This is a genomic window from Blautia sp. 210820-DFI.6.14, from assembly GCF_020558815.1.
Classification (GTDB): domain Bacteria; phylum Bacillota; class Clostridia; order Lachnospirales; family Lachnospiraceae; genus Blautia_A; species Blautia_A obeum.
The window spans coordinates 1-16,340 of the sequence record NZ_JAJCKS010000033.1; the positions used below are offsets into that span (position 1 = coordinate 1).

The following is a 16,340-nucleotide window of genomic DNA, read 5'->3' on the forward strand; positions in this document are numbered from 1 at the left end:
GCGGTATCCCGCCAGATTTCAGATGCTCTGGTAACTCAGTTGCCGAGTAGTTCACTGATGCAAATTTTTCAAGGATTTTTAATAAAAGAAAACCGACAACGGATCATTGGATGGATTTCAGCATCGGTTCATCTGCCTGCCATATCGCTGTGTCCCAGAAAAGAAAAGCGGTTGATGTTGAGCTGTATATAAATGATGACAAAGAATTGTTTAAGAGTTTGTTTGCTTATAAAGATGAAATAGAGAAAAATATGGAAATGGAATTAGAATGGAAAGAATTGCCGGAAAGAAAAGCAAGTCGTATTTTGATTGAAAAAACGGTTGATTTGGATGACAGAGCGACATGGCCGGAGCAGTTTGATTACATAATGGACACTTGTATAAAAATGAAAAGGGCATTTAAACGTTATTTATAATGAAGCTGAAACAGTGAAGGGAAATGATGATTATGGAAATAAAAAGTATACTGATTAAGGATACAACAAAAGAAGAGAGAATTCGTATTGTTCAGGAGGGCCTGAATCAGTGTGGTGGTGCATGTGATTTCTGTAATGGCTGTGACAATCTGGGCGGCGGAGCGGTAGATGCTTTTTATGAACCGTACATTAATGGAGAAAAAGAACTGCGTGAGCTTAATGAAGAATACAGAAGCAACACAGGGCTCGTGAAGTAGGTGTAATTATGAGACCACCGGAAATAGAAAATTCTACAGAAGAAGAACGCAGAGAATATATAAAAAATACTTTCAGATGCATTGCAGATTGTGATATGTGTGGTTTATGCACGGTGTTTCGTGGAAAAGATCCGGAAGTTGCCTATGCAGATTATATCAACGGTAAGCGGGTTTATCTGGATGTATCAAAGGATTATAGATAATGAAACGGCAAAAACACGAAATATATTGAATGTATTTGAATATTTTTGCCGATAATATGATATACTATATGCAACTAAATTATGAATCAGAGGTGTGCATATGAAGTATATTTCAGTGGCGGAAACAGCGAAAAAATGGAATATCTCAGAGCGAAGTGTGCGGAATTATTGTGCCCAGGGACGTGTACCGGATGCTTTTCTTACAGGAAAGACCTGGAACATTCCGGAGAATGCGAAAAAACCGGAAAGAGCAAATAAGAGAGTGAAATCGCCGCGTACTTTATTAGATATTTTACAGGAAGAGAAAGCGAAAAAGTATTCTGGAGGAATTTATCATAAAACGCAGATTGAGTTAACATATAATTCCAACCATATGGAAGGAAGTAAGCTGACTCATGATCAAACCAGGTATATTTTTGAGACAAATACGATTGGTATGGAAAATGAAGTTTTCAATGTAGATGATATAATTGAAACAGCAAATCACTTCAGATGCATAGACTTGATTATTGACAATGCAAAGGTAACTTTGACAGAGAAGTTTATCAAAAATATACATCTGATTTTGAAGAATGGAACGAGTGATTCGAGAAAAGACTGGTTTGCAGTGGGAAATTATAAAAGGGTTCCAAATGAAGTAGGAGGTATGGCTACAGCATCTCCGGAAGAAGTTTCTACAAAGATGAAAGTATTATTGGGTGAGTATGCCCGTAAAAATGAAATAACTTTTGAAGATATTTTAGACTTCCATGTAAAATTTGAGCGTATACATCCGTTTCAGGACGGAAATGGACGGGTTGGAAGATTGCTTATGTTTAAGGAATGCCTGAAACATAATATTGTTCCGTTTATCATCGAAGATGATTTAAAAATGTTTTATTATCGTGGTTTGAAGGAATGGAACCGTGAAAAGGGATATTTGATGGATACGTGTCTTACTGCGCAGGATCGTTATAAGGCATATTTGGATTATTTCAGAATTCCGTATTAGTATCTAAAAAAAGACAGGAGGAGACTATGAACATACAGATTTTTGGTACAAAGAAATGTAATGATACGAAGAAAGCGGAACGTTTCTTCAAGGAACGTGGCATTAAGTATCAGTTTATTGATATGAAAGAAAAAGGCATGAGTAAGGGTGAATTTACTTCTGTTGCACAGGCAAACGGTGGTCTTGAAAATATGATTAACTGGGAATGCAAGGACAAAGATATGCTTGCATTGATTAAATATATTGCCAATGAGGATAAACTGGAAAAGGTACTTGAGAATCCGCAGGTGATCAAGACACCGGTGGTCAGAAATGGAAAGCAGTCTACGCTCGGATATCAGCCGGATATATGGAAGGATTGGAAATGATTTTATGAACCAAAATGAAACACAATGGGATAAATTGCTGAAGATCAAAACCACCGGACGGGACGATTCTCGTTCGGATCAGTATCGATATCCATATGAGCCGACGCAGTATTGTGTATTGGAGCGGCTGGCAAACAATGGCTTGATAACGAAGAAAAATGTGCTTCTGGATTATGGTACAGGAAAGGGACGAGTATGTTTTTATCTGTCTTATCAGACGCGATGCAGATCTATTGGTGTTGAGTATGATGAGCGAATTTTTGAGAGTGCCGAAGCAAACCGAGAACATGCTGTATCAGGCAGGAAGGTTTCGTTTGAACTGACCAGTGCAGAAAAATATACAGTCCCGTCTGAAGTGGACAGATGTTATTTTTTTAATCCGTTTTCTGTGGAGATCCTGCGCAAAGTTCTTGCTGGAATTTATGAGTCATATTATGAGAAACCAAGAGAAATTTTACTGATGTTTTATTATCCGTCAGAAGAATACCTTGGCTGTCTCATGACCGAAGAACAATTGATGTTCTACGATGAGATCAATACAGAAGATTTGTTTGAAGGGAAGAATGATCGAGAGAAAATACTAATATTTTCAGTTGATTGAATAAAAAATTAACCTCAAATGCCTTTGATCCACTTGTATAATAAAACTATAAACAATACTTACGATTTATATAGGAGCTGAAGAAATTTGAAATGTTTTATGGGATATGAGACAAATTGTCTTGTATCCTTTTTTCTATATTTCACCGGGAAAAGTTATAGAAAAAAATCTGTAGTTTTTTTTGTGTTCTATCTTGACGAATAGTAAAAAGATTGTATTATATAAATATAAAGTAAAAACGTTGTACTAAATAAAAGCATCACAATGCATGGAGGGGATTTTATTCTCGAAGTAGGTGGCGGCGATTGGGCAAGTCATATGATGGAACATGAACTTGGAGAAATGTTTGATGTGGCACATGGTGCAGGATTTGCGACAATCTGGGGAATCCGGGCTATGGAAGAATACGATGGCGAAATGATTTTGTGGTAAGATAAGACCAAAAGCATATGGGAGCAGGAAAAATGGCGAAATCAGGAGTCAACAATACACTTTTAAAACAGAGAAACCGGGGGCTGATCCTAAAACTGATCGCGACAGGACAATGCAGTTCCAGGATCGAGTTATCGCAGAAAACGGGACTTGCCAAGATGACCGTCACTTATATCGTGAATGAGTTTTTGGAACGAGGGATCTTTGAGGAACGGCAAAAAGTACAGGTAGAAGGAAAGGGACGCAATCCGGTACAGCTATGCATTTCAGATAAGGCACCGAAGCTGATCGGTGTGCATCTTTATCGGGAAATCTGCAGTGTGATTCTCTGCGATATACAGTTGAAACTGCTAAAAAAGATTTGTTTTCCGGTAACTGAAGAGACAGCACCTCAGCTGATGGAGCACATCTTTCATGCACTGGATCAGATTATGGAAACACTGGGAGATGAGAAGATATACGGGATTGGAATCGGCGCAATCGGGCCGGTGGATAAGAATCGGGGTAAGATCCTGGCACCGCCGAATTTTTATGGGCTGCATGACCTGGAAATTGCCAGGGAAATAGAGGAACATTGTCATATGCCAGTCTTTTTTGATGGGGAGAGTAACTGTGCCGCGATCATGGAGAAATATTATGGCGCAGGAACGGACTGTGAGGATTTTATTTATGTAGATCTGGCGAACGGTGTGGGCTCCGGACTGGTTGTAAATGGGGAATTGTATGCGAATACCAGTGGAATGATCTGTGAACTGGGGCATACGAGCATTGACTGGCAGGGAGAACCATGCAGCTGCGGAAACCGGGGATGCCTGGAACGCTATATTTCCAGCAATGTACTTGAAAGCCAGCTTCAAAAAGTAACTGGGGATATGAAAGATTTTCGGGGATTTTGCCAGGAAATGGATGAAGCAATCAAGGAAGGTGAAGGGAATACATTTACCAAAAGACAGCAGGATATGGATCGGGTCTTTACCGAAATGACAGAGAAACTGTCTTGTGCGCTGGTAGGGTTTGTCAACAGCCTGAATCCACAGAAGATTATCATCGGCCATGAGGGTTACTGGATTCCAGATCCATATCTCTGTAAGATAGAGAAACTGGTTAATGAACGGCATATTGAACGGAAATATCGCCAGATACAGGTGGTAAAATCCGGTTTTAAAGATGAAGCGACCGTTTATGGGTGTACAGGAGCACTGCTGACAGCGGTATTTGAGGGAAGTTTTTTTGACTAGGAAAAGTTAATAGATCTTGTAGTGAAAATTTAGGGTTAAAAAATGGAAAGTGAGGCAAAGGCTATGAGAAAAATCAAATGGGGCGTTATGGGAACTGCATTCATCTGTGAGAGGAGTACTTTCCCAGGCATGCTGCAGGCAGAAAACTGTGAAATGTACGCAATTGCAGGAAGAAACATGGAAAAAGCAGAACGGTTCAAAGAAACCTATGGCTTTCAAAAAGCTTATGGAAGCTATGAGAAATTACTTGCAGATCCAAAAGTAGAGGCTGTTTATATCCCGCTTCCCAATACCATGCACTATGAATGGACGATTCGGGCTCTTAAAAGCGGCAAACATGTGCTCTGTGAAAAGCCGCTTGCACCGACAGAAGCACAGGCAGAAGAAATGTTTAAAGCTGCAGAAGAAAATCATGTATACCTGATGGAAGCATTTGCATACCAGCACAGCCCGTACATTGCTGCGGTCAGAAAAGAGATTGAAAATGGGACCATTGGAGATGTGCGCTATATGGAGTCTGCCTACATCACTTCGGATTATGACCCGAAGAATATCCGTATGAGAAGAGATACCCTTGGCGGTTGCACCTATGATCTTGGTGTTTACAATACCAGCCTGATCTTGCGTATTCTGGGTGATGAACCAGCGAAGGTAAGAGCAATCGCCAGCTTTTCGGAAGAAAAAATTGATACGCTTACATCTGCTATATTTGAATACGCGGACGGTAAAAAGGCAGCATTTTCCTGCGGCATGGCACTGGCAACGGACCTTGACAGGCATATCGACCGGTTCGAAATCCAGGGAACGAAAGGCAGTATCAAAGGAACAGGTTTTGAATTTAATGGAGACGGGGAATTAAGTTACACAATAACTTTCTTTGATGGCAGGGAAGAGATGAAAACCATCTCTGTTCCACAGAACTACCGCCTTGAAGTTGAACAGATGGGACGCTGTGTGGAAGGAAAGGAAACACCGGCAGTGACCAGGGGATTTTCCCTGGCAAATGCGAGGATGATTGATGCGATCCTTGAAGAAATCGGATATTAATTATTTTATTTTGATTAAATCATCTAGCTAATAGTTTGCATCAGAAATGCTGACTTGAAAAGTTAAATTCCAGTGAAAGAGTAAATTCCACCGGTCGCATTCAAAAAATGTGAAAAGTTTACTTCCAGTCTGACAGCAGATTTCGATTAGTTTTGTTCTATTAAGAGTTAAAGCGTATCAGCTTAGGCGTCAGATTGACCTCATCCGGGGCAATCGGTCTAAGCTGAAATGCATTTAACACTTCTTCACCTAATGTTTCAAGCACGACACTGTATGGTGTCCGTCCTCCAAGGCTTTCCCTGGGCGTTGAATTGATATGGTTTACGATCAGGTTTACATCCCACTGGGTGAGAAATTCAAAGCTGGTTCCTTTGGGAAGCACCATACGGAGCATGGTATGTGCCTGTTCCAGACCGCCTTTTTGTCCGCTGTGCATAGGATCACAATAATAAATACTGGTGCGCTGTATGCCATTTGCTCCTGTTTCCAATGCTTCAGGATCACCGAATTCTGTTCCGCGGTCGGTTAATATATGTTCAAATGTTGAGATAAATCCATAAGTCCCCAAATGCTTTTCCAGCCGGTCCAAAATGAGTCGGACAGCACTCTCCGTGCAGCGGTTCATCAGAAAGGTAAGAAACAGCTTTTCCTTTGTGAAAAAGAAGGTAAGTAGTGTCTTCTTTGAATCTCTGGAAGAATGAACAGTATCCATTTCAGTAAACGACTCCAGATGCAGCGTCTGAAAATCCTGATAAGTACGATTAATGAAAACTGTACGGTTTGAAATCTGTGTTTTGTGGCATTTATGTGGTTTAAATTTCACCTTGCGTTTCAGATCAACATTACGTGCTGTGAACAGTCCCTGATCCAGATAGCTGTACAGGGTTCTGACTGATAATTCCAGTTCCGGATGGTTGGTAACAATCTGATACGGAGACTGACTGATCTTCTTTGGACATCCATTACAAACATACGGAGCCTTATCTAAACGGGAACAACGTTCTTTTTCAAAGTCCCTGCAGGTCTGGTTACATGTTGGACAGGAAGAGCATTTCACACCGCAAAGGATGATCTTTCCACAAGCATTTGTTTTTCTACAGTGATACCTGTGTACGCAGAAATTTTTTGCATTATAGAAAGTGCCTTTATGGTACCAGTCAGAAATTCGGTGGGCTTTTACTTCTTTGGATATGGTAGTAGGGCCCTTGCATAAAAACTTAGCTATGTCCTTGAAGGTTGTTCCCCTGTTCAATTCATTTTCGATGTAAATACGGTCTTCAAGTGTAAGATGTTTCTGGTTTCCTGGTATATATTTACTCATGATTTTTCATTCTACTGCTGTCAGAAGGAAAGATAACCGTATCATTTTTGTATGAAAGAGTAAATATCAACTGCGTGGGAGTAAATTCCACCGCATAAGCATGCGGTGGAATTTAAATAAAAAATTTACGCCCGTGTTGTCTGTGATAACATATATTGACGATTAATGATATATAATGATAAAATTAATGTAGCATATATAACATCTTACAGTGACTGCATCGCTAAGTATGACACCGGTGGTTCCTGTCTGGGCGGAAGAAGAGGTTGAGATCGAAAACGAGTCTCAGGCAGAAGAAATAACAGAAGACGGAAATTCTGGAATGAGTGATTTCGCTGAGGTAACAGATGAAACAGAAGAACTTCCGGATATAGATCTCGAGGAAGAAGAAACCCAGACAAATGAAGAGGTCGCTATGGAGATTACGCCAGAAGATGATCAGAATGCTGAAACAGAAGAAGATTTCAGTGATTCTCAGCCGGAAGCAGGTGCTTATGGCAGACCAACCTCAATTAATATTAAAGACGATGCTGGCTATATTTGGAATGGTTATTATAATGATGACGGAACGATCACAATCACCGGTTCACAGGGAGTCTGGGGAAATGCAAAAGCCGACAGCAGTAGCCAGAATAATGATGCGCTGATCATACCTTCTGCTATTGGTGGAAAAACAGTCTCAACAATTGCTGATTTTGAGGGAAGTGGCTTGTTCAGCATGTTCAGCCCTGAAGTGATCAAAAAGATTGTTTTACCGAAGACCATGACTTCTGAAGAGATCTTCTCCAATGCAACAGATGGAGTCTGCTATGGACTTTTTGGGAAATTTGTAAACCTGAAAGAACTGGATCTTGGTGGAGTGAAGGTAGGAGCAGGTGCAATTTTTGGATGGGGAGAAAATAACCATAATGTAATCCCATTAGAGAAGTTGACGATGAAAGACCAGTGGTCTGTAGATTGGGATTCTAGATATGAAGTTCCGACAAAAATCCATAGCGGAATTAAAACGTTAACACTCTGGGGCGATTATACAGACTATGGTGGAATTAAGGTGGCGGATTATCCTAATCTGCAGACACTGGAGATCACCGGAGAATTTAGTGAGATTGGATTGGAGAACTGCCCAAATCTGGAGCGTGTAGATGCTTCAAAAGATATTAATCAGGTATATTTTACAAAAATTAAAAACTGCCCGAAACTGAACGTTCCCAAAGTACGTGTAAATGAGAAATATTTGAATCAGAGCTGTATGTTTGAAAATTCCAAAGTAGAGGAAATTACGGTTGATCTTCGGAACAATTCTTATTTGCAAATTTATAAATCCGTATTCTGCAAGGCATATAATCTGAAAGTTATTTATGTGGAAAATGCCGGAGATACTGGCTTCTATTCTTCAGATGGAGTTTTATACTGGAAAGCAGGAAAACAGAATGATCTGTTCTTTTATCCGCCGGCAAAAAATCCGGGAGGCGTATATAATGTTCCGAAAGATCTGACCTGCATTTATGTATTTGCATTCTATGGAAGTAAAGTGAATAAAATTGTTTTCCCGGAGGATATTACGGGAAGATATTACCAGGACAGAGAAAGCCTGGGAAGCTGGTATACAACAAAAGATTTTCCTGAACTTACCGGAAAAGATAGGTTTTATCTGGGAAATCTGTGTACTGCTAAAGTTTCAGTAATCAAAGGAACCGGTGCAACCTTGGGATGGTATACGAACTGGTCTGAATGGTTCGAAGATACCGGATTCAGCGTATCTCAGGTAGAATTTCGAACGGGATCTACGCACACGATCAGCTATAATCTGAATGGCGGAATAAATGATCCGGCAAATCCTGTATCTTATACGGTAGGGGTAACGGCACCATTTACTCTGAAGAATCCTGTGAGAAATGGCTATACATTTGTAAAGTGGGTAGACCAGAATGGGTATAGGGTTAAGGCAACAGAACCATATGGTTTATCAGGAAATTTTGTTTATATAGCAATCTGGGAGAAAAACAGTACTACAACCAATGTGACTTCCAGCCAGCCGAAACTGACTATTACAGGTACTACGAGAAAAGTAGCAGTGGGAAAGAAAACAAAACTGCAGGTAAAAACTTCTTCAGGAGTTGTTAATCCATCCAATCTGATCTGGACTTCCAGTAATAAGAAAGTAGCAACTGTAAACAGTAGCGGTGTCGTAACATTTAAAAAGAAAACCGGTGGTAAGAGGGTTGTGATTACTGCTGCATTGAAGAATAACAGAAATGCAAAGGCTACATATAAACTGACTGCGACAAAGAATCCGGTAACAAAGATCACAATCTCAGGCAAAAAAACAATGAAAATAAATAAGTCCCAGAGATTAAAAGCAAAAGTCAGTGGAAAATCCGGCGCATACAAGACTGTAAAATGGACCAGCAGTAACAATAAATACGCAACGGTAACATCAAAAGGTCAGGTAAAGGCACTGAAAGCAGGAAAAGGAAAGACAGTAACAATTACTGCATCAGCACTTGATGGAAGTGGAAAGAAAGCAAGATTTAAAATTAAACTGAAATAGATTGCAAAGTAAAATAAAGAATAGAGAAACAGTAAAAACAGTCTGGTGATTGAGGTGAGAACACCTGAATCATTCAGGAGTATAACAATTATGATTACAGATTTTACTAAGGAGCATCCTGACCGGACATTGTGGAGATTCTGGATTCCGATGATGTTTAGCGTGATGTTTCAACAGATCTACAATATTGCGGACAGTATGATCGCAGGAAAATTCGCTGGTGAGGATGCGCTTGCAGCTGTAGGTGCTTCTTATCCAATCACAATTATTTTTATGGCATTTGCAGTGGGAATGAACCTGGGAGCTTCTGTGGTAGTATCCAGATTATTTGGCGCAGGTGACAGAAAAGGAGTAAAGCGTGCAGTAACGACAGCTTTTGTCTCTTCACTCGGACTTGCGGCGGTACTCACTGTTTTGGGATATTTCTTCAGCAGTAATATGATGGAATGGATACATACACCACAGAATATTATGGCAGATGGAATTTTGTATCTCAAAATATATGTATTCGGTATGATTTTTCTGATGTTTTATAATGTATGTACTGGTGTATTTACTGCGTTGGGCGATTCCAAAACTCCATTGTATTTTCTACTGGGATCATCCGCCGGCAATATTATCCTTGACCTGATATTTGTGGCTCAGTTTCACTGGGGTGTTGCAGGTGTTGCATGGGCTACTTTTATCGCACAGGGAATCTCAGCAGTGCTTGCATTGGTCACTCTGTTTTCCAGACTCAGATCTTTTGCAGGAGAAGAAAAGCAGCCATTTTTTGACAGAGGATATTTTACCCAGATTTTTGCAATTGCAGTACCAAGTATTTTACAGCAGAGTGTACTAAGTGTCGGAAATCTTTTTGTACAGGATATTGTCAATCGCTATGGCTCGGCAGTTGTTGCCGGTTATTCAGGCGCTATTAAGCTGAATACCTTTGCCATAAATATTTTTATGACATTGGGATCCTGCCTTTCAAGTTATACTGCCCAGAATATCGGAGCTGGCAAAGCTGAAAGGATTCCGCTGGGATTTCGGACTGGTCTGAAACTCTCAGTAGTTGCATCTGTTCCATTTGTTGTTCTGTATGTTGGCTTCAGCAGACAGATGATGGGATTGTTCCTGAATGCAGAGAGTGGAGCGGCGATCACAGCAGGAATGGAGTTCCTTCGGATAGTCGCACCCTGGTATCTTATGATCGTAGTAAAACTGATGACAGATGGAATCATCAGAGGAGCCGGTGCAATGACATATTTTGTTGCTGCAACTGTGCCGGATCTGATCATCAGAATTCTATTTGCATTGATGTTCAGCAGAAATTATGGAAGTACTGGAATCTGGATGGCATGGCCATTTGGCTGGATTGCCGCTACAGTGCTGACATTGGTTTTCTATAGAAAAGTCAGAAGACAGTCGGGAGATCTAGCATGAAAAAACGAGCATATTACCATCTTCCGGGGCTATTTGAGTTTTATGAACTGTACCGAGTATTTCTGCCGTTGTTCCGGGAACATAGAGAATATTTCTATGACTGGTGTGAGATTGGTTCAATATACGGGGCTCCGTCAGACTGTATCTGGGGCGGAGGCCGTACATCCTTTGGAGAGGCAGATGCGGAAAAAGTACTGGATCTGATGCAGGAATATCAGATATCCGCCTGACTGACATTCAGTAATTCACTTTTGCGGGAAGAACACTTGCAGGATCGGAAATGCAATGAACTCTGTGCGTTGTTGGAAAAAAACAATAAACCTCAAAATGGTGTGATCATCCATTCGGATCTGCTTTTAGATTATCTGCAAAAGAACTATCCGGGTCTTTATCTGGTCTCATCAACTACAAAAGTACTGACAAATTTCAGTGATTTTTTACAGGAAATAGACAGAGAGGAATTCAGATATGTAGTACCGGATTTTCGTCTTAATAAAAAGTTTGATCAGTTAAATCAGATGAATACACAGCAAAAAGAAAAAGTGGAATTCCTGTGTAATGAATGCTGCTGGTTTGGATGTAAGGACAGAAAAGCCTGTTACGAAACAGTCAGTCGGAAAAATCTGGGAGAAAATTGTCAGGAACATATTTGTGCAGCACCTGATTTCGGAGAGGGATATCTTTTTTCAAAAGCAATGGCAAATCCTGGATTTATTAGTGTGACAGATATCAAAGATATTTATCTGCCAATGGGATTTTCTAATTTTAAGATTGAAGGACGCGGGCTGGGAAGTGCACTGATTTTGGAATTCCTGCTGTATTATATGACAAGACCAGAATACCAGATTCATGTCAGAGAAAAGATATATCTGGATAATATGCTGGATCTTTTTTGAGTACGAAAAGATGAAGTTATAGGGGCAATATCCATATATAGAATGCAGGAAAGAGCATCAGGAAACTGGTGCTCTTTCTTGGTTTCGATAGTCAGTAGGAGTCATCTTATATGTTTTTTTGAAAGTTCGGCAAAAATGATCTACGTTGTTAAATCCGGTGTTATTAGAGATTGTGGCTATTTTTTCTTCTGTATTTATTAGAAGAAGCGCTGCTTGTGTAAGGCGATAGTTGATAAGATACTTAACCGGTGTCAGTTTAAGGTTATTCTGAAAAAGATGAAGGGCAGTACTCTTGCTGATATTTGCAGTTCTGGCAATATCCTCAAGTGTTATATTTTCCGAATAATGTGCATGAACGTATTGCATCATCAGCTGAAGCCGTGTTCTGGAAATTACAGCGCCCATGTTTTCAAATTGATCAAAAGTCAGATTTTCTAAAAGTAATATCCAGAGTTGCTGAACTGACATAGATACAATAATCTCACGGTTAAATTCTGTTTCCTGTACTGTAATTATTGTTTTTATGATTTCAAGAGCTTTTTTCTGCCAGGGAATATCTGGTTGAAAAACGAGATATTCAAGAGAAGATGAAATTACAGGATTGATATATTTTTTATAAATGAGACTGTCCTGTGGTGCAATAAATGAAGGCTGAAACAGAAAATTGGGAATGATGGCATCGCTTGAGGACTGTAATCGATGGAGAATTTTGGAATTGATCATTATGCCGTTACCCTCATTAAGTTCAAAGTGAACCGTACCAATATCAAAAACCACATTTCCGCTTTCGATATATATAAATTCCAGCTCACTGTGCCAGTGCCAGTCGATGCACTTAAAATCAAACAGAGCTATATTTTCATAATAGTAGCGAAAAGGATACTCGGCGCTTCCATGATGGACGGTTTCCATTAAGTTGGCATCCGTTGTTGTTTTGGTGAATTGATTTTGAAAACTCATGGCTATTAATACCTCATATAATTGAACAATACGATATATTACAATAAAATATGAAAAAATTACAATGAAATTAGTATCCACATATTATATAATACAAACAAATATTATTCAAGGAGCATCTTACATGAAGAATTATAAAAAAACCAAATTGGCCTGTTATCTTGGATTTATAACACAGGCAATCGCTGCTAATTTCGCACCGCTTTTATATTTGAAGTTTCATGCGGAATACAATATTACACTTGGAAATATTGCACTTATTTCCACCTGTTTTTTCTTTACCCAGCTTATAGTTGATTTATTTTGTGCCAAATTTGTTGATAAAATAGGGTACAGAATATGTATTGTAACTTCAGAAGCCTGCTCAGCCATAGGTCTTGTAGGACTTGCTTTTCTCCCGGGAATTCTCCCGAATCCTTTTGCAGGAATTATAATAAGTGTAATTATATATGCAATTGGCAGCGGGCTTATTGAAGTGCTTTGCAGCCCGATCATTGAGGCATGTCCATTTGATAATAAAGAAGCAACTATGAGCTTGCTTCATTCTTTTTATTGCTGGGGAGCAGTAGGAACAATTCTTGTTTCAACAATTTTCTTTGCAGTATTTGGAATCGACAGCTGGAAATGGCTGGCAGTTCTGTTAGCCTTGATTCCGACAGTAAATATCTATAATTTTGCAACCTGTCCTGTTGAATATCTTGTAGATGAGAACGAAGGAATGAGTATATCAGCACTTTTTAAAACACCATTATTCTGGATTGCTATTATTTTGATGGTATGTTCCGGTGCTTCTGAATTATCTATGGCACAATGGGCTTCTGCATATGCTGAAGCAGCGCTTGGCTTAAGCAAAACAATGGGAGATCTTCTGGGGCCATGTTTATTTGCTGTCTCCATGGGAATCAGCAGAATACTATATGGAAAATACGGAGAAAAAGTAGATCTGTCAAAGTTCATGCTTGGTTCAGGTGTATTATGCGTAGTATGTTATGTTCTTGCATCACTCTTTTCAAATCCTGTAGTAGGACTTACAGGATGTATCCTGTGTGGCTTTTCTGTTGGAATCATGTGGCCGGGTACATTAAGTATCTCATCTAAGAAGTTTCCGGCAGGTGGTACTGCAATGTTTGCACTTCTTGCCATGGCTGGAGATCTGGGAGGAAGCATCGGTCCTGGTATTGTTGGACGAGTAACTCAGATGGCGGGAGATAATATAAGGAGCGGCATGTTGGTCGGCCTGATCTTTCCCGTGGTAATGGTAATCGGACTCTTATTTTTTGATAAGATAAAGTCCAGATAACTTTTCAAAATTTGTCTACAGAAAAGAGATGAAAATACGAATGGAAACAAAACAAATTATTCTTGAAACAAGGACGGATGAGGATGTTATAGAAATAACACTGGCAATGATTGATCTACAAGTGCCTGTATTACATGAACCACGATATACTGATTTGGGTTATGAAAGTTGTTTTTTGTGTGGGAAAGACCTGCAAATGCGTATAATTCATAGAAAAATAATTATATAAGAACTCTTTTGAAGAATGTCTGATTTACAAGGCTTAGGAACTTCTTGACAGTGATATATGATTGTACCAAATAAAGGGGAGTAACCTACGCTTTTAAAATGTGCGTTTGTGGTATCGTCAGTACGGTGGAAACATCCGGTGCCGCAAGAAAATAGTGAGACTTTTATTGCATTTTTGTTATGCAATAAAGGTTTCTTTTTTTATACATTTTTATCGAAAAGATCTTTCATTGCATAAAAATCCAATAGACATTTATGAAAAGAGGAGGCATAAGTGATGAAAGAAATTTATCAACAGACAGTAGAAGAAGTATTTGAGCGAGTGAAAGGCAATATATCAGGCCTTACGAGTGAACAGGTGAAAGCTTCCAGAGAAAAATGCGGATGGAATGAACTTGCAGAAGGAAAGAAGAAAAATATCCTGCAGATTTTTTTGGAACAGTATAAGGATTTTCTGGTTCTGATCCTGATTGCATCAGCGATCATATCGGGTATTTTAGGAGATGTCGAGAGTGCGGCGGTTATTGTAATTGTTATCACGATCAATGCAATTTTGGGAACAGTACAGACGGTAAAAGCGGAACAATCCCTACAGAGTTTAAAGAAGCTTTCTGGTCCGGAGGCAAAGGTACTGCGTGATGGATCTGCTGTTCAGATTCCAGCCAGGGAGCTGGTCATTGGAGATGTGATACTGCTCGAAGCTGGAGATATGATCCCGGCGGATCAATGGCACCTTCGTGACAGGCACTTGCACAGGCACCGCAGCCGTTACATTTGTCTTTATCAATCCTGATAATCTTTCTTATCATTTTATCCTCCGTCAATAGTATTTAACTTTTGTTTCTGCTAAAATTATAGTATGATAAATACAACTTGTATGTTTGATTTCCAACAGGAGGAACGATTTTGGAGAAATATTTGCCTATTCTAAGAAACAGTCCATTTTTTAAAGGTCTTAGTGATAACGAGATATTATCCATATTGTATTGTGTAAATGCAACCGTAATTTCAAAAGAACGAGCTTCTTATATTTTCAGAGCAGGAGATTCTACTGAGGTAATGGGCCTTGTGGTGTCGGGCTGTGTTCTTGTAATGCAGGAAGATCTTTGGGGACATCGGAATATTCTGTCGAAATGTCATGCCGGAGATTTTTTTGGAGAACCATATGCGGCAAGCCTGGGAGCTGTTCTGAATATCAGTGTGGCAGCAGATGAGGATTGTGAGATTATTTTCTTAAATGTCCAAAGGCTTCTGGTTACTTGTCAAACTGCATGTGATCATCATCAGAAGCTGATACGTAACCTGGCCAGCGTCCTGGCAGATTATCTTTGTATTGATCGTGCAGCCATGTCTACAGAGATATCAAAGTTACAAAAAGAAGGTTTTGTAAAAACAAATCGAAATCATTTTGAGTTGATTGCCTGTAATGAAACAGATTTACAAGCTAACAAATGATGGTATAATTCTATTATTGAGCTGACAGAAAGGGTATAGATATGAGAAAAGCAATCGTATATGCGTCTGTGCATCATGGAAATACAGAAAAACTAGTAAAAAGCATAGCAGAAGGGTGTCAGGTGGATTTAATTGATGCAGTAAAACAGCCAGATGCAGATCTAAGCAGTTATGATATGATCGGGTTTGCATCAGGAATCTATTTTTCGAAATTTCATCAGTCGATATTAAAATTTGCAGAAAAGAATTTGTCAGATGACAAAAAGGTATTCCTGATCTGCACTTATGGTGGAAGTGCGAATTATAGATCCATAGAGCAGATTCTGGATAAAAAACATGCCAGCGTAGTAGGGAAATTTGGATGCAAAGGATATGATACATTTGGTCCCTTCAAACTGGTTGGAGGTATTGCAAAAGGACATCCGGATGATAAAGATATCCAAAATGCAGTGGAGTTTGTAAAAGACTTATAAACACGTAAAGAAGAAATAGAAATTTTCTCTGTTTTCACCACAAAATATATAATTAAGTGAGTAGCTCATTGAAACCTTTATTGCAGGAATCAATGATGTGGATGATGGACAGAATAATACAAAGGAGCTGCAGAACAATGAAGACTCAAGTTCTGCAGCTTCTTTTGTGTAAATATGA

At 39.4% G+C, this 16,340-nt stretch carries 17 protein-coding genes and 3 pseudogenes; 17 read left to right on the forward strand and 3 right to left on the reverse strand.

Features of this window, described 5'->3' with window-relative positions:
* Window positions 1-74: 74 nt before the first annotated feature.
* The 9 genes from LI112_RS15935 to LI112_RS15975 all read left to right on the forward strand — a co-directional run bounded on the left by LI112_RS15935 (window position 75) and on the right by LI112_RS15975 (window position 5,553).
* Complete coding sequence (locus tag LI112_RS15935; protein ID WP_227191086.1) at window positions 75-416, forward strand: DUF4268 domain-containing protein; 342 nt, start codon at window positions 75-77, stop codon at window positions 414-416.
* A gap of 32 nt (window positions 417-448) precedes the next feature.
* Window positions 449-673 (forward strand): hypothetical protein, encoded by a 225-nt coding sequence (locus LI112_RS15940; protein WP_171030286.1) that lies wholly within the window; start codon window positions 449-451, stop codon window positions 671-673.
* Window positions 674-681: 8 nt separating this feature from the next.
* Complete coding sequence (locus LI112_RS15945; protein WP_005426794.1) at window positions 682-876, forward strand: hypothetical protein; 195 nt, start codon at window positions 682-684, stop codon at window positions 874-876.
* Window positions 877-976: 100 nt separating this feature from the next.
* On the forward strand, window positions 977-1,867 hold the full coding sequence (locus LI112_RS15950; protein ID WP_005426793.1) for a Fic family protein: 891 nt from the start codon (window positions 977-979) through the stop codon (window positions 1,865-1,867).
* Window positions 1,868-1,893: 26 nt separating this feature from the next.
* Entirely contained in the window at window positions 1,894-2,235 is a 342-nt protein-coding gene (locus LI112_RS15955) for an arsenate reductase family protein (RefSeq protein ID WP_227191074.1), read from the forward strand.
* 4 nt (window positions 2,236-2,239) lie between these two features.
* Window positions 2,240-2,836 carry a class I SAM-dependent methyltransferase gene (locus LI112_RS15960; protein WP_005426783.1) on the forward strand — a complete coding sequence of 199 codons (597 nt, stop codon included), beginning with the start codon at window positions 2,240-2,242 and terminating at the stop codon, window positions 2,834-2,836.
* A gap of 264 nt (window positions 2,837-3,100) precedes the next feature.
* Window positions 3,101-3,268, forward strand: a complete 168-nt coding sequence (locus LI112_RS15965; protein WP_155496286.1) for a hypothetical protein — start codon at window positions 3,101-3,103, stop codon at window positions 3,266-3,268.
* 32 nt (window positions 3,269-3,300) lie between these two features.
* Window positions 3,301-4,506: an ROK family protein gene (locus LI112_RS15970; protein WP_044925944.1), complete on the forward strand. Its 1,206-nt coding sequence runs from the start codon at window positions 3,301-3,303 to the stop codon at window positions 4,504-4,506.
* 63 nt (window positions 4,507-4,569) lie between these two features.
* Complete coding sequence (locus tag LI112_RS15975; RefSeq protein ID WP_022388654.1) at window positions 4,570-5,553, forward strand: Gfo/Idh/MocA family protein; 984 nt, start codon at window positions 4,570-4,572, stop codon at window positions 5,551-5,553.
* 160 nt (window positions 5,554-5,713) lie between these two features.
* Here the strand turns inward: LI112_RS15975 and LI112_RS15980 are convergent, their stop codons facing one another.
* On the reverse strand, window positions 5,714-6,874 hold the full coding sequence (locus tag LI112_RS15980; protein ID WP_227191075.1) for an IS30 family transposase: 1,161 nt from the start codon (window positions 6,872-6,874) through the stop codon (window positions 5,714-5,716).
* A 229-nt stretch (window positions 6,875-7,103) separates the two neighbouring features.
* Here LI112_RS15980 and LI112_RS15985 point away from each other — a divergent pair, with 229 nt between their 5' ends.
* The 3 genes and pseudogenes from LI112_RS15985 (at window position 7,104) to LI112_RS15995 (ending at window position 11,746) form a co-directional block, all read left to right on the forward strand.
* Complete coding sequence (locus tag LI112_RS15985) at window positions 7,104-9,425, forward strand: Ig-like domain-containing protein (RefSeq protein ID WP_138344249.1); 2,322 nt, start codon at window positions 7,104-7,106, stop codon at window positions 9,423-9,425.
* A gap of 90 nt (window positions 9,426-9,515) precedes the next feature.
* Window positions 9,516-10,850, forward strand: coding sequence for an MATE family efflux transporter (locus LI112_RS15990; protein ID WP_227191076.1), 1,335 nt, complete (start codon window positions 9,516-9,518; stop codon window positions 10,848-10,850).
* Window positions 10,847-11,746 (forward strand): annotated as a pseudogene (locus LI112_RS15995) (hypothetical protein). The gene LI112_RS15990 and the pseudogene LI112_RS15995 overlap by 4 nt, the downstream one beginning before the upstream one ends.
* A 57-nt stretch (window positions 11,747-11,803) precedes the next feature.
* Here LI112_RS15995 and LI112_RS16000 read toward each other — a convergent pair.
* A complete protein-coding gene (locus LI112_RS16000) occupies window positions 11,804-12,787 on the reverse strand; it encodes an AraC family transcriptional regulator (RefSeq protein ID WP_227191077.1) in 984 nt (327 codons plus the stop codon).
* A 43-nt stretch (window positions 12,788-12,830) separates the two neighbouring features.
* On the opposite strand from LI112_RS16000, the gene LI112_RS16005 reads away from it, so the two are divergent.
* The 3 genes and pseudogenes from LI112_RS16005 to LI112_RS16015 form a co-directional block, all read left to right on the forward strand.
* Entirely contained in the window at window positions 12,831-14,006 is a 1,176-nt protein-coding gene (locus tag LI112_RS16005; RefSeq protein WP_227191078.1) for a sugar MFS transporter, read from the forward strand.
* 40 nt (window positions 14,007-14,046) lie between these two features.
* The gene (locus tag LI112_RS16010; protein WP_044925941.1) at window positions 14,047-14,235 is read left to right on the forward strand and encodes a hypothetical protein; all 189 of its coding nucleotides are present in this window, start codon (window positions 14,047-14,049) and stop codon (window positions 14,233-14,235) included.
* A gap of 276 nt (window positions 14,236-14,511) precedes the next feature.
* A pseudogene (locus LI112_RS16015) lies at window positions 14,512-14,958 on the forward strand (cation-transporting P-type ATPase); the annotation flags it as partial.
* Here LI112_RS16015 and LI112_RS18560 read toward each other — a convergent pair.
* Window positions 14,957-15,043 (reverse strand): annotated as a pseudogene (locus LI112_RS18560) (4Fe-4S binding protein); the annotation flags it as partial. The pseudogenes LI112_RS16015 and LI112_RS18560 overlap by 2 nt on opposite strands.
* A 97-nt stretch (window positions 15,044-15,140) precedes the next feature.
* Between LI112_RS18560 and LI112_RS16025 the strand changes: the two are divergent.
* Together LI112_RS16025 and LI112_RS16030 are read left to right on the forward strand one after the other, a co-directional pair.
* On the forward strand, window positions 15,141-15,689 hold the full coding sequence (locus LI112_RS16025; protein WP_227191079.1) for a Crp/Fnr family transcriptional regulator: 549 nt from the start codon (window positions 15,141-15,143) through the stop codon (window positions 15,687-15,689).
* Window positions 15,690-15,730: 41 nt separating this feature from the next.
* Window positions 15,731-16,162 (forward strand): flavodoxin family protein, encoded by a 432-nt coding sequence (locus tag LI112_RS16030; RefSeq protein WP_055066388.1) that lies wholly within the window; start codon window positions 15,731-15,733, stop codon window positions 16,160-16,162.
* Window positions 16,163-16,340: the final 178 nt, after the last annotated feature.

Excerpts from the sequence above, each read along its gene's own strand:
- LI112_RS15940 (WP_171030286.1), top strand. The coding sequence starts at position 449 with ATGGAAATAAAAAGTATACTGATTAAGGATACAACAAAAGAAGAGAGA.
- LI112_RS15945 (WP_005426794.1), top strand. The coding sequence starts at position 682 with ATGAGACCACCGGAAATAGAAAATTCTACAGAAGAAGAACGCAGAGAA.
- LI112_RS15950 (WP_005426793.1), top strand. The coding sequence starts at position 977 with ATGAAGTATATTTCAGTGGCGGAAACAGCGAAAAAATGGAATATCTCA.
- LI112_RS15955 (WP_227191074.1), top strand. The coding sequence starts at position 1,894 with ATGAACATACAGATTTTTGGTACAAAGAAATGTAATGATACGAAGAAA.
- LI112_RS15960 (WP_005426783.1), top strand. The coding sequence starts at position 2,240 with ATGAACCAAAATGAAACACAATGGGATAAATTGCTGAAGATCAAAACC.
- LI112_RS15965 (WP_155496286.1), top strand. The coding sequence starts at position 3,101 with ATGCATGGAGGGGATTTTATTCTCGAAGTAGGTGGCGGCGATTGGGCA.
- LI112_RS15970 (WP_044925944.1), top strand. The coding sequence starts at position 3,301 with ATGGCGAAATCAGGAGTCAACAATACACTTTTAAAACAGAGAAACCGG.
- LI112_RS15975 (WP_022388654.1), top strand. The coding sequence starts at position 4,570 with ATGAGAAAAATCAAATGGGGCGTTATGGGAACTGCATTCATCTGTGAG.
- LI112_RS15980 (WP_227191075.1), bottom strand. The coding sequence starts at position 6,874 with ATGAGTAAATATATACCAGGAAACCAGAAACATCTTACACTTGAAGAC.
- LI112_RS15985 (WP_138344249.1), top strand. The coding sequence starts at position 7,104 with ATGACACCGGTGGTTCCTGTCTGGGCGGAAGAAGAGGTTGAGATCGAA.
- LI112_RS15990 (WP_227191076.1), top strand. The coding sequence starts at position 9,516 with ATGATTACAGATTTTACTAAGGAGCATCCTGACCGGACATTGTGGAGA.
- LI112_RS16005 (WP_227191078.1), top strand. The coding sequence starts at position 12,831 with ATGAAGAATTATAAAAAAACCAAATTGGCCTGTTATCTTGGATTTATA.
- LI112_RS16010 (WP_044925941.1), top strand. The coding sequence starts at position 14,047 with ATGGAAACAAAACAAATTATTCTTGAAACAAGGACGGATGAGGATGTT.
- LI112_RS16030 (WP_055066388.1), top strand. The coding sequence starts at position 15,731 with ATGAGAAAAGCAATCGTATATGCGTCTGTGCATCATGGAAATACAGAA.